At 39.9% G+C, this 12,063-nt stretch carries 10 protein-coding genes; all 10 read left to right on the forward strand.

Going from position 1 to position 12,063, the window contains the following annotated elements; all coding sequences use genetic code 11:
- Positions 1–47 precede the first annotated feature (47 nt).
- The 10 genes from PT287_RS08825 (at position 48) to alaS (ending at position 12,025) form a co-directional block, all read left to right on the forward strand.
- Positions 48–779 (forward strand): WecB/TagA/CpsF family glycosyltransferase, encoded by a 732-nt coding sequence (locus PT287_RS08825; RefSeq protein ID WP_277134279.1) that lies wholly within the window; start codon positions 48–50, stop codon positions 777–779.
- Between the two features lies 1 nt (position 780).
- On the forward strand, positions 781–1,878 hold the full coding sequence (locus PT287_RS08830) for a glycosyltransferase (protein ID WP_277134280.1): 1,098 nt from the start codon (positions 781–783) through the stop codon (positions 1,876–1,878).
- A 76-nt stretch (positions 1,879–1,954) separates the two neighbouring features.
- Positions 1,955–3,433 carry a nicotinate phosphoribosyltransferase gene (locus tag PT287_RS08835; RefSeq protein ID WP_277134282.1) on the forward strand — a complete coding sequence of 493 codons (1,479 nt, stop codon included), beginning with the start codon at positions 1,955–1,957 and terminating at the stop codon, positions 3,431–3,433.
- Positions 3,430–4,260, forward strand: a complete 831-nt coding sequence (gene nadE, locus PT287_RS08840) for an ammonia-dependent NAD(+) synthetase (RefSeq protein WP_277134284.1) — start codon at positions 3,430–3,432, stop codon at positions 4,258–4,260. Before PT287_RS08835 ends, nadE begins: the two co-directional genes overlap by 4 nt.
- A 126-nt stretch (positions 4,261–4,386) precedes the next feature.
- Positions 4,387–4,941 carry a hypothetical protein gene (locus PT287_RS08845; protein WP_277134285.1) on the forward strand — a complete coding sequence of 185 codons (555 nt, stop codon included), beginning with the start codon at positions 4,387–4,389 and terminating at the stop codon, positions 4,939–4,941.
- Positions 4,942–5,053: 112 nt separating this feature from the next.
- A complete protein-coding gene (locus PT287_RS08850; RefSeq protein WP_277134286.1) occupies positions 5,054–5,647 on the forward strand; it encodes a histidine phosphatase family protein in 594 nt (197 codons plus the stop codon).
- A gap of 141 nt (positions 5,648–5,788) precedes the next feature.
- On the forward strand, positions 5,789–6,853 hold the full coding sequence (locus PT287_RS08855) for an LLM class flavin-dependent oxidoreductase (protein ID WP_277134287.1): 1,065 nt from the start codon (positions 5,789–5,791) through the stop codon (positions 6,851–6,853).
- Between the two features lie 96 nt (positions 6,854–6,949).
- Positions 6,950–7,540: a histidine phosphatase family protein gene (locus PT287_RS08860; RefSeq protein WP_277134288.1), complete on the forward strand. Its 591-nt coding sequence runs from the start codon at positions 6,950–6,952 to the stop codon at positions 7,538–7,540.
- A 305-nt stretch (positions 7,541–7,845) separates the two neighbouring features.
- Positions 7,846–9,138, forward strand: coding sequence for an SLAP domain-containing protein (locus PT287_RS08865; RefSeq protein ID WP_277134289.1), 1,293 nt, complete (start codon positions 7,846–7,848; stop codon positions 9,136–9,138).
- A gap of 247 nt (positions 9,139–9,385) precedes the next feature.
- Complete coding sequence (gene alaS, locus PT287_RS08870; RefSeq protein WP_277134292.1) at positions 9,386–12,025, forward strand: alanine--tRNA ligase; 2,640 nt, start codon at positions 9,386–9,388, stop codon at positions 12,023–12,025.
- Positions 12,026–12,063: the final 38 nt, after the last annotated feature.

Raw genomic sequence — 12,063 nt, forward strand, 5'->3', positions numbered from 1 at the left:
TAATTGTTTGCTAAAATAAGATTAAAAGTGCTCTAGGAGGCTGACAATTGAGTAAAGTAAACGTTTTAGGGATTGACTTCGATAACAAAAGTTTCACCCAATTTCAAAATGAATTTATTGGTCGGATTAATACCCACCAGTCAACTTTTGTTGTTACTGCTAATCCCGAGATTGTAATGGCGGCGAATGAAAATCCTGAATTTATGAAAATCCTGAATTTTGATGCTGATTACATTACACCCGATGGTATTGGAATTGTGAAGGCAGCTAAAATGTTACGCACACCGCTGAAGGAGCGGGTAACGGGTTATGATTTGTTTGTATGGCTGATGAGGCTCGCTAACGATCGCAACTTGCGGGTATATTTAATTGGTGCTAAACCGAACGTTATACATGCTATCCAGGAAAAAATCGCCCATGAATATTCGGGAATTCAATTAGTTGGGGCTGAAAATGGCTATTTTAACGAAGACCTGGAAGTTATAGCTTATCAGATTGAACGGACAGAACCTGACTTAGTGTTTGCTGCATTGGGTTCCCCGCGGCAGGAAAAGCTGTTGTCCATTTTGCGGAAAAATTTGCTACCCGCACTAATGATGGGAGTTGGCGGCAGCTTCGATGTCTTTTCAGGAGCTGTTAAAAGAGCACCATTATTTTGGCAGCACGCCCATCTTGAGTGGTTTTACCGCTTAGTTAAAAACCCGAGCCGCTTTAAACGGATGATGGCTTTGCCTAAATTTGTCCACGAAATTCACGAAGAAAAAAAGGAAAAGAAGTAACATGAAAGTTTTGCATGTCAACGCAGGTCTGGAAGCAGGCGGAGGGTTGACGCATATTGTTAACTTATTAACGGAAGCCAAAAGAGAGGGCGAAGATTTTACTTTGCTTTGCCTTGCCGAAGGCCCAGTTGCCCAAGCCGCACGAGAAGCGAACTTGCGAGTTGCGGTACTTGGAATTAATAGCCGCTACGATGTGGCAAGTCTTGGTAAACTTGCTGCCTTTATTAATGATGGCAATTATGACATTGTCCATACTCACGGGGCGCGAGCTAACTTGTTCTTGGCATTAATCCGGCGCAAACTCGGCGCTAAGTGGTGCGTGACGGTCCATTCCGACCCTTACCTTGACTTTGCTGATCGCGGTATGCTGGGCAAGTTGTTCACGGCGGCTAATCTTTATGCACTTAGAAAAAGTGACTGTGTGTTTGCCGTAACCAAAACCTTTGCCAACTTACTTGTGCATAAGGCGCATGTTAATCAAAATAAAGTCCATGTTATCTACAACGGCATTTTCTTTCATCAAGATAGTGAAATTCCGGCCAAATATCCCGAAGCAACATTTAATATAATTAACGTTGCACGCGTAGAAAAGGTCAAGGGTCAGGACTTATTATTGCGAGCTTTGAAAAATTTAAATAATGCCAATGTTCATTTGTTTATTGCTGGCGATGGCTCGCAAATGGCAACGTTAAAGGATTTAGTGCAAAAACTAGATTTGGGTCCGCAAGTGACTTTTCAAGGCTTCATGACGCAAAAGCAACTGCAAAATTTATATCGGCGGATGGATTTGGCAGTTTTGACGTCGTATTCAGAAAGTTTCCCCTTAGTTCTGCTCGAAGCCTGTGATAATCTAGTGCCGCTGTTATCCACCGATGTTGGTGATATTGAAATGATGATTCCGGATCAAGATAGTGGCTTTATAGCTAAGGTCGGAGACCTTAGCTCAATTACAAATGCTTTGCGTCAGGCAGTTGCTACACCTAAAAACGAATTAGAAGAAATGGCTATTCGCGAAAAAGCTTATATTACCGAACATTTTTCTGTTGCAAACCAGTTAGAAGCTATTATTCAAGAATATCAGGCAGTAATTAAACGCTAAAACTATTGCTTATAATCATCTGAATGTCTATAATTAAGAACAAAAATATTAGTGAAAAAATTAATAAGGGGATAAAATGTTTTATCAAGAATTAGATCAAGATGATTCTTTGGTTTTGCATACAGACTTGTATGAATTAAATATGATGTACACCTACTTCAAAGAAGGCATTGCTGACCGTAATGCTGTTTTTGAAGCTTTTTATCGCACTGAACCATTTGGTAACGGTTATTCAGTATTTGCTGGGCTAGAGCATGTTATCATGTACTTGAAAAATTTGAAATTTAAGGAAAGTGACCTTCAATATTTGAAGGAAGAAGTTGGCTACGATGATGATTTTATTGATTATTTGCGCCACTTCGAATTTAAATTGAGCGTGCGCTCAATGCGTGAAGGTGAAATTGTCTTTGCCAATGAGCCGCTTGTTCAAGTTGAGGGCCCACTAGCTCAATGTCAATTAGTTGAAACGACAATTTTAAATATTATTAACTTTCAAACTTTGCTGGCAACTAAAGCTGCACGAGTTAAATTAGCTGTTCAGGGCGATGGTGTAATGGAATTTGGTAGTCGGCGCGCGCAAGAAGCCGACGCTGCTATTTGGGGAACACGTGCCGCTTACATTGGTGGCTTTGACTCTACTAGTAATGTCCGTGCCGGTAAATTATTTGGTATTCCTGTTTCTGGAACGCATGCCCACTCACTAGTTGAAGCCTTTGGCAGCGAGTACGAGGGCTTTAAAGCCTATGCCGAAACACACAAAGATTGTGTCTTTTTGGTTGATACTTACGATACGGTGCGCAGCGGTGTTCCTAATGCCATTCGGGTTGCTAACGAAATGGGCGATAAGATTAATTTTCAAGGTGTGCGCATTGATTCTGGTGACCTTGCTTACATTTCTAAACAAGTACGTAAGGAATTAGATGATGCTGGTTATCCGAATGCCAAAATTTTTGCTTCTAATGACCTTGATGAAACAACGATCACCAGCTTAAAGATGCAAGGTGCTAAAATTGATGTCTGGGGAATTGGTACCAAGTACATTACCGCTTTTGATCAGCCCGCGCTTGGTGCTGTCTATAAGCTGGTATCAATGGCAGATGAGCACGGTCAGATGCATGACACGCTCAAGATTTCTTCAAATGCAATTAAGGTTTCAAATCCAGGAAAAAAGCAAGTTTGGCGGATTTCAGCTAATCGGAAAAAGAAGAATGAGGGTGACTGGATTGCTCGCAGCGGCGTTGATCCACGCAAGTTTGATTCATTATACATGTTCCACCCGCAGTACACTTATATCAATAAGATTGTGACTGATTACACGGCTGAGCCGCTATTGAAGGACATCTTCAAGGACGGCAAGCTTGTTTATGACCAACCTAAATTAATTGATATTAAAAAATTCTGCACCCAAAACCTTGATGGTTTGTGGGATGAATACAAGCGGATGCTTAATCCGCAGGAGTATCCGATTGACTTGTCACAAGACTTATACGATAGCAAGATGAATTTAATTAAAGATATTCGTCAAAAAATTACCGAAAGGAATGCAGCTAAATGAGACCACTGCAAAAAGAAATAATTGCTTACGAGCACGTGTTGCCAGAGATTGACCCCCAAACAGAAATTAGGCGATCTGTTGACTTCTTAAAAGATTATTTAAAGGCGAATCCCTTTTTAAAATCTTATGTGCTAGGGATTTCTGGCGGTCAAGATTCTACTTTGACGGGAAAATTAACGCAAATGGCAATTAGTGAATTACGCGCAGAAACTGGCGATAATTCTTACCAATTTATTGCTGTGCGCCTGCCTTATGGCGTTCAAGCTGATGCCCAAGATGCAGCTGATGCCGTGGCTTTCCAACAGCCAGATCAGGACTTGATTGTTAATATTAAGCCGGGAGTTGATGCGACTGTTGCCAGTTTAGAAGCAGCTGGGCAGACAATTACGGATTTTAATAAAGGCAACATTAAAGCGCGGGAACGGATGATTGTCCAGTATGCAATTGCTGGTGCTCATAATGGCGCCGTAGTCGGTACCGATCATGCCGCCGAAAACTTTAGCGGCTTTTATACCAAATATGGTGATGGTGCTGCGGATGTGACGCCGTTGTTCCGGTTAGATAAGCGGCAAGGCAAGCAGATGCTTGAAGCATTGGGCTGTCCTAAGCATCTTTATCTAAAAACGCCAACTGCTGATTTGGAAGAAGACCGCCCGTCGTTACCTGATGAAAAGGCGCTGGGCGTCACTTATAATGAAGTCGATGACTACTTAGAAGGTCGCACGATTTCAGAAGCTGCTGCGAAGCAGATTGAAGCACTGTGGTTAAAGAGTGAGCATAAACGGCACTTGCCTGTAACTGTGTTCGATGATTTTTATCAAAAATAAAAAGGTCGCTAGCTAGCGGCTTTTTTGTTACGCTAATATTACATTGTGTAACAAAAATGTAATATTTTTGTATAATTTTGGTAAAAATCTGTTATACTATCCTTAATAAATAAAGGAGGTATTCTTATGAAAAACAAATATATTTTACTAGTAGTAGCTGCAACTTTGGCAAGTAGTGGCTTAACAGCGGTCAGCCCAGTTGCTGCAGCAGTTAAACCGGCACAGGAGACTACTCAAGATAACAGTAATTACATTACGACTTATCCTAATAAGTTGCGCGGCACTTGGTATTATTATGATGGTAAAAAGTTGTGTAAAGAAGTTATCGGCAAAAAGACAATAACGGATTACCGTAGTGGTAAAAAATTCTCTCATCTTATCTTGCATGCTTATGTTGCTCATGACCCGGCAACAATGGATAAAACAGAGCTTGCCCGTACTAAGAACTGGGTAACTGCAGAAAAGAGAAAGTTACAAGGGCTTAGCTGGGTCGGCATTCATGGCTGGAGTGATGCAGCTGGTGCCGGCAACTTTATCAATGTTTCGCAATTAAAGGGACACAAAGTTCTAACAAGTGCTTATGGTGCAGGCGTTTGGGCCGATTATCATGCTTATAAAACGCCAAAATTAGCTAAAAAATTACAGAAGAAGCACTATCATCAATTTTCATATCTGCAATAATTTTGCTTTTGCAATTGTATCAAACTGCCAGTTTTTATTTTAATAATTATTAGAATCTAAGCATTAAAACGCGTAAAATAGCAATAATTATTTAAATAAAGGAGCAATATTGATGAAAGAACTTTACTTGATGCGTCATGGTGAAACTGTATTTAACAAGCGCAAGTTAATTCAGGGAGCTGTTGACTCGCCTTTAACGGCAGACGGCATTAAAATGGCACAAAAAATGGGCGCATACTTGAAAAAACAAGGCTTAACCTTTGATCATGCGTATACATCAACGCAAGAGCGGGCAAGCGATACACTGGAACTAGTGACCAAGCAGCCTTATGAGCGGTTAAAGGGACTCAAAGAATGGGATTTTGGCTTGTTTGAAGCGCAACCGCAATACCTGTTGCCCAAGTTTACTTTTAAAGATCCAGCCGAAGCCAGCTTTTTTGTACCGTACGGTGGTGAGTCAACGCAGCAGGTGATGGCGCGAATGCAAAAGACGCTTAGTAAGATTATGGCTCGTCCAAAGCATCAGCGAGTGTTAGTGGTTAGTCATGGATTAGCGATGTGGATGTTTTTGGCTAATTTTATGTCGTTTGCAGAAATGGCAGAAAAAGTTAAAGATATGCCTAATTGTTGCGTCCTGCGACTTGGATACGATGCTGGCAAATTTACATTTGAGCAGATAATTGATGTGCGTAATTTACCAGAATAGTTAAAATAAGCGTTACTAGTTATTGCTAGCAATGCTTTTTTAGTTAAAAGCATAAATTCTTGCTTGACCAGAAAAATTCGTGTATTGTGTTATTCATGTAAAGCTTACAAAAAGTAAGTAAAAAGAAAGAACAGGAAGAACATGGTACGAATAAACGACGAATTAATTTTTGGCTTGGATTCGTTTGGCGATGTGCCAGATGATCCAGCAACTAATCAGCCGGTGACTTACGGTAAGGCCCTCCAGCAGATTATCAAGGAAGCTAAATTAGCTGATGACTTGGGGATTGATGTAATTGCTTTAGGCGAACACCACCGACCAGAATATGCTATTTCTAGTCCTGAAATTATGTTGGCGGCGATTGCTAGTGTAACTAAGAGAATTAAGCTGAGTACTGGGGTAACGGTTTTAAGTTCGGATGACCCAGTGCGTGTTTATGAGCGCTTTGCAACTCTGGATAATATTTCGGGTGGCCGTGCTCAAGTCATGCTTGGGCGCGGCTCATTTACTGAATCCTTTCCGCTATTTGGCTATGACTTAAATGATTATAACGAATTATTTGAAGAAAAGGTTGCCATGTTTAACGAATTACGTGAGGGTAAACCGGTAACTTGGGAAAGTGAATACACACAGAATTTAAATAATGTCGAAATTTACCCTAAGATTACAGGCCACAAGCTAGACACTTACATTGGTGTTGGCGGTACGCCAAGTTCTGTTATTCGGGCAGCACGCTACGGCTTCCCAGTAATTATGGCAATTATTGGTGGCGATCCAGCAAGATTTCGGCCATATGTTGACTTATATAATGCCGCAGCTGCGCAATATCACAATCCGCAACATTCGTTGGGGATACATTCACATGGGGTAATTGCGGAAACTGATGAAGAAGCGTATGAGATTGGTTGGAAATATTTGCGGCGCTCAATGGATCGGATTGGTGCAGATCGTGGTTGGCCACCGATGACCAAGGAACACTTTGATTATGAAATCCAAACTGGTTCTTACTATATTGGTACTCCTGAACATGTGGCCCATAAGATTGCCGACAAAATGACGCAAGTCGGCGTTAAGCGATTTGACTTTATTTATGGTGCTGGTGGTCAAACTGCTACTATGCGAGAAAACATTTTACGTTTATATGGACAAAAGGTTGTGCCGATGGTTAAGGATTTGCTTAATTCTGGCGCTTATCAATTTAAATAATCTAATAGCCAACAAAATAGGCCTTGTATGGCTATTTTAGGATTGTTAAAATATGTAAATAGAAATATCTACTGGTTTTGACAAGAGAGAATTAAAATGAAAGATTTGTATTTAATGCGTCATGGCGAAACGATTTTTAATCAACGCAAGTTAGTTCAAGGTGCAGTTGACTCACCATTGACTGCAGCTGGAATTAAGGATGCCGCTAAAATGGGCGCGTACCTTAAGCAGCAAGGATTAACCTTTGACCACGCATTCGCCTCAACGCAAGAGCGAGCAAGTGATACTTTGGAATTAGTGACTAAGCAGCCGTATGAGCGGCTAAAAGGACTAAAGGAATGGGACTTTGGCTTGTTTGAGGCCCAGCCAGAATATTTATTGCCCAAATTTGTTTTTACTGATGCTGGTCAAGCTGACTTTTTTGTTCCTTATGGTGGCGAAGCCGCAGTGCAGGTCATGGATAGAATGGATAAGACAATTAGCCAAATCATGGCGAAGACTGATAATCAACGGGTACTAGTTGTTAGTCATGGTGCGGCTATTTTAATGTTTTTAGTTAAGTGGATGACGAGTACAGAGATAGTTAAAATTAAGGATTTGCCCAATTGCACTGTGCTGCATTTTACTTATAATACTGCTACTGGCAAGTTTGCTTTTGTGGAAATGTTTGAGCCACATAAATTATAGTTAAACTTTTAAAAACCAAATATTTGGCTAAAAATTGTTGTAAACTTTTTTGAAAAGGCTTTTTCGCCTAGAAATGTTTTGTTATAATTAAGAAATCGAACAAGAACTAAAAAGTTTTGTGGGCAGTAACTGTTTTTGAATGTACGACTTATACTTAATAGTTAAGGTAGCGCTATTGAGTAATAATTTTGCAAGAAGAAGCAGTTAGAGAACCCGTAAGGTTCTTCCCAATAGTTCGGAAGTTAAAGAAGTCCTGCAAACTGGCAGGACTTCTTTTTCTTATATTAGGTTAAGGAGGTATTTTGATGAAGAAAAACAAAAAAATGTTGGCGTTACTGTCTGCTGCATTATTAGTAACTGGTTGGACGGGAATTAATAATTTTAATCATGCTCAAACTGTTAATGCTAGTCAGACAACTAAATTGCAATTAGCTCATAAGTCACGTGTTTATAATAAGAAGGGGCAAAAATTATGGTACTACCAAGGTCATAGTGCTCTTCTTTCTACTAAGAAAACCGTGAAAGTTTCGGAGAAGCCTAAAGCGATTACCGATCCAAGAACTAAGCGTTATTCTTTTCATGATAAGGATTGGAACTGGTTTTCTTTACCTTATAAAACAATTAAGGGCAAGCTGTATTATAATATCGGTCATGGTGGTTATATCAAGGCTGGTAATGTGTCCTTAGTTAATGGCTATGAAGTTTTAGCTAATCAGGCAATCGTGACCATTACTAAGAAAATGTTTAATAAAGATGCTAAGACGATTTATGTTTATGATGTCAAGCAGGAAAAGTTTGTTAAGCAGAACTTTAAACTAGGACAAAAGATAACGATTGATTCAGAAGCTGATGGTGATGAAATGCAGATGACCGACGCGGATGAATATGCTAATTTGTATCATATTAAAGATACCAATCAATTTCTTTGCCAATATTATGATGAAGATGATGAGACTGTAGGCACGACATATACTAATGCTAATTTACTACCTTATGGAAAATTCACGCATGTTCTTGTTACTAAGGATACAAATCTTTATACTGAAAAAGGTGAAAAAGCTACCCAAATAGTTAGTACTAAGAATAATCCCCATAAAGTTGAAGAATTAGTCGATAAAAAGGGTTCTGAAGAAGCAGTGGTTAAGGAACTGTATTTATGTTTACCGGGTCAAGAAAAACCAGAATTATTTTATCAGCTACAATATAATTACCGGTATATTTATAATAAAAATGAATTTGATCTAATTAAGGCAGCTGATGTGAAATATATTTATGGTCCCCAATTACAGATTGCTAATACTCCTGAGGCAGCGCTTAATGGGCAGCAGTTACTGACAACTGCAGATAAGTCAGAATTGCAGGCACTGGTTGACCAGGCACCAGATATTGAAAAATGCTATCATGATAACCCTAATTTAGTTAATGGCTATGCTGAGCAATATCTTCAAAGGATAAAGCAAGCAAAGTATATTTTAGAATCACGAATTAGTAATAAGTTTGATGTTGCCAAAGAATCTGCTATTTTACAGAATTTGATTAATGAAATGAAATTGCCACAGAATCAAGATGGTAAGTGGGACGCACCTAAGTCTAATTAAATATTGACAAAGATTGTTCAAGTAGTACAATTATTTCTAACTGAAGATATGTTTTTTGAGTTAGTCATTCAAAGAGAAGACCGTGTGCTGAGAAGGTTAATGGCTGCTTGAAAAATGCTCCTTGCAGCGTTAAATAATAATAATTAAGAGGTAACAAACACTGTTGCAATTGAGGTGGTACCGCGTCTAGTAGCGTCCTCAAGTTTGCTGACAGTGTTTTTTATTTTATCAAAAAAGGAGAATATTAATGAAGAAACTGACAAGTTCTGAATTTAGACAAATGTTCTTGGACTTCTTTAAAGAACATGGTCATATGGTATTACCGAGTCAATCACTGATTCCGCAAGATGACCCAACATTATTGTGGATTAACTCTGGGGTTGCCACAATGAAGAAGTATTTTGACGGTTCAGTTGTGCCAAAGAACCACCGCATTACTAGCTCACAAAAATCAATTAGAACTAACGATATTGAGAATGTTGGTAAGACCGCACGTCACCAGACTTTCTTTGAAATGCTTGGTAATTTTTCGGTTGGTGACTACTTTAAGAAGGAAGCAATTCCGTGGGCTTGGGAGTTTTTAACCAGTCCTGACTGGTTAGGTTTAGATAAGGATAAACTGTACTGTACCGTTTATCCTAAAGATACCGAAGCACAAGAAATTTGGATGAAGACAGGGATGCCTGAAGACCACATTGTGAAGCTAGAAGAAAACTTCTGGGACATTGGTGAAGGTCCGTGTGGTCCTGACTCCGAAATCTTCTATGACCGTGGTCAAGAAAATAACGACGTTGCAGAAGACGACCCAGAAAACTTCCCGGGTGGTGAAAATGCACGTTACCTAGAAATTTGGAACATTGTGTTCTCACAATATAACCACTTAGCTAATGGCAAATATGTTGACCAGCCGCATAAGAACATTGATACGGGGATGGGACTAGAACGGGTTCTGTCAATCTTGCAAGATGCACCAACTAACTTTGAAACCGACTTGTTTATGCCAATTATCCATGAAACTGAAAAAATGACGGCTGGCAAGAAGTATGAGATTGATGATGAAAACACGCCGGCATTCAAGATTATTGCTGACCACGTTAGAACTGTCAGCTTTGCGATTGCCGATGGTGCTTTGCCATCAAATACTGGTCGTGGCTATGTTTTACGTCGACTAATCCGACGTGCAGACTTAAATGGTCAACGCTTGGGTATCAAGGGTGCTTTTCTTTATAAATTAGTGCCAGTTGTTGGTGAAATTATGCAGAGCCACTATCCAGAAGTGACAGAGCAAAAGAACTTTATTGCTAAGGTAATTAAGAATGAGGAAGAAAGATTCCAAGTAACGCTTGAATCTGGCTTGACTTTGCTTGATGACTTGATTGCAAAGGCGCAAAATTCTGCCGATAAAACTATTTCTGGTAAGGATGCCTTTAAGTTATTTGATACTTATGGTTTTCCTTATGAATTAACCTTTGAATCCGCTCAAGATGCCGGCTTAAAGGTTGATAAGAAGGGCTTTGATACCGAAATGCAAGCGCAGAAAGATCGGGCACGTAATGCTCGTGGTGACTTGCAATCAATGGGTGCTCAAGATGTTACCTTAATGAATATTAAGGATAAGTCCGAATTTGAATATGGTGTTTATGAAGAAAAACACGCTAAATTAATCGATATTATCGTTAATGATGAATTGGTTGACCAGACTGACAGTGAGACTGCTACTTTAATTTTTGATAAAACACCATTTTACGCAGAACGTGGTGGTCAAGTAGCTGACCACGGTGCAATTTACAATCAAGAAGGTGAGCTAGTTGCCAAGGTAACCGATGTGCAACACGCACCAAACGACCAAAACATGCATTTTGTTCAAGTAGTTTTGCCACTCGTAAAGGGTCAAGAATATGTCTTGAAGATTGACCGTGATCGCCGCGAAGGTTTGCGCCACTCACACTCAGCAACCCACTTGCTTCATGCAGCATTGCGCAGCATTTTGGGTGACCATACTCACCAAGCCGGTAGTTTAGTTGAACCTGACTATTTACGTTTTGACTTTACAGCGATTGAACCATTAACTGATAAGGAACTTAAGTCAGTCGAAGCTTTGGTCAACCAAAAGATTTGGGAAGCCTTAGATGTTAAGACGACAGTTACTGATGAAGAAACCGGTAAGAAGATGGGCGGGTTGGCCTTGTTCGACGGTAAATACGGTGATAAGGTCCGCGTTGTCCAAATGGGTGACTTCTCTAGTGAGTTCTGTGGCGGGACACACTGTGACAACACCAACCAAATCGGAATTTTTAAGATTACTTCCGAGTCAGCAGTTGGTGCCGGCGTCAGAAGAATTGAAGGGGTCATGTCCAAGAAGGCTTATGAATACTTAGCTGAACGGTCGAACTTACTCGATGATATTCAAACAGAAGTTAAATCAACTAAGCCAGAGGATATTATTGATAAGATCGATAGTCTTGAAAAAGAATTGCATGACAGTCAAAAGCAAGTTGGAGATCTTAACTTGAAGATTAACCAAGCTAAGGCCGGTGAAATTTTTAATGATGTTGAACAAGCTGGCGATTTGACAGTTATTGCCAAGAAGGCCGACGTTAGCGGAATGAATGATTTGCGTGAACTTGCTGATACGTGGAAGAGCGGCAATAAGTCTGATGTCTTAGTCTTAGCAGCAGCTAATGATGGCAAGGCCAACATGATTATTAGTTTGGGCCAAAAGGCTTTGGATAAAGGCTTGAAGGCTGGCGACTTAATTAAGCAGGCTGCACCAATCTTTGGTGGTGGCGGTGGTGGCCGTCCAAATATGGCTCAAGCTGGTGGTAAGAAGCCAGAAGGCCTTGACGATGCTATTAAGGCAGTTGTTGAAATAATTACTAAAAATTAATTGATTGAGTTTGAACTGTTTTTCAAGTAAAATTGTGT

The organism is Lactobacillus sp. ESL0679 (assembly GCF_029433515.1).
Taxonomy (GTDB): Bacteria; Bacillota; Bacilli; order Lactobacillales; family Lactobacillaceae; genus Lactobacillus.